Below are 1,383 nucleotides of genomic sequence, written 5' to 3'. Positions count from 1 at the left end.
CGCGTGCGACGTCCCCCGGGCCGCCGCCTACGAGGACGTGTGGGACGCGGCCGCGGGCGAGCGGGCCGCGGCCCAGGTCGCGGGCACCACGTACATCGACCTCAACCCATGGATCTGCCCCGGCGACACCTGCACCACGGTCATCGGCGGCGTCGTCGTCTACCGCGACGGGCACCACCTCACGCGCACGTACGTCGAGACGCTCGCCCCCCGCCTGGCCCGCGGGCTGGAGCGGGCGACGAGGGCCGACCTGCCGTCCTGACCCCCGCCCCGGTCAGGGCAGGAGCTCGTTGCGGCCGGCGACCAGCCGGCTGACCACCTGGTGCACGCGCTCGCAGGCCTGGCCGTCGACCAGCGGGAACGCGGCCGCGATGCGCTCGCGCACGTCGGCGTCGGGCTCGCCGCGCTCGACGGCGGCCGTCAGCGCCGACACCAGCGCCTCGTGGTCGGTGACGACCGGGCCGAAGCCGTCGCGCTCGATGTCGAAGTAGCCGCGCTGCACCGTGTGGCCGCCGCCGAAGAACTCGTCCTTGTCGAACTGGTAGTACACGACCTCGCGGCCCAGGTACCCCATGTCGAAGGCGATCGAGGAGTAGTCGGTCACGAGCACGGCCGCGCCGGCGAGCAGCTCGCGGATGTCGTGCTCGGCGTACGACAGCGGCTGCACGTGCGGCTCGAGCGCGAACTCGTCCAGCAGCGGCTGGAAGTTCGGGTGCGGCAGAAAGCCGATCGTCAGCCCGTGCGCCTCGGCCAGGGCACGCAGCCGCGGGTCGTTGAGCGCGTCCCGCCAGCGACGGACGTACTCGCTCGCGGCGAACCCGGGCAGCACCTCGCGCTCGTCCGAGCCCGGGCGCTGCCGGCCGAGCAGCTCGACGCGCCAGGTCGGGGCGACGAGCAGCCAGCGCGGACGGTCCTGCCGGGCGGCGGCCTCGAGCAGGGCGTCGTGGCGCGGCATGCCGGTGAGCACGACCTCCTTGCTGGAGAACCGGTACGGCGACGTCGACACGATCGCGTCGCGCTCCCCCGGGCTGGACGTCACGAGGGCGTCGATCTCCTGGTTGTTGAGCCAGCGCGACAGGTCGTTGTAGAGCACGCCGTGCTGCAGGAAGACGAACGCCCGGGTGTGCTGGCTCAGCAGGGCGTACGGCTGGGGCCGGGTGACGAACGTGCCGGCGTGCGACGAGACGAGCACCGGTGACGTGAGCATGAGCAGCCGCCAGCGCAGCGAGCCGAACACGACCAGGCGCAGCCGGGTCTCGCGGCGCAGGCGGCGGCGGTCGGGCGCGTCGGCGCCGATGACGAAGTACGACCGGCGGCGCGGGCGGTGCTCGCGCAGCCACCGGGCGAACACCTCGCCTTGTCGTTGGCCTGCGCCGGGCGGTC

Annotated in this window: 2 protein-coding genes; one reads left to right on the top strand and one right to left on the bottom strand. The window is 73.9% G+C overall.

The genetic code is table 11. From position 1 onward, the window contains the following. A partial coding sequence (locus tag AC2W7G_RS16375; RefSeq protein ID WP_485869374.1) for an SGNH hydrolase domain-containing protein occupies positions 1-262 on the top strand: 262 nt, incomplete at its 5' end. 12 nt (positions 263-274) lie between these two features. Here AC2W7G_RS16375 and AC2W7G_RS16370 read toward each other — a convergent pair. Then, positions 275-1,383, bottom strand: a 1,109-nt coding sequence (locus AC2W7G_RS16370) for a CDP-glycerol glycerophosphotransferase family protein (protein WP_485869373.1), incomplete at its 5' end; no start/stop codon positions are given.

The organism is Aeromicrobium sp. PFPM2_SD2 (assembly GCF_057364525.1).
This window is presented reverse-complemented; position numbering and strand designations above follow the sequence as displayed.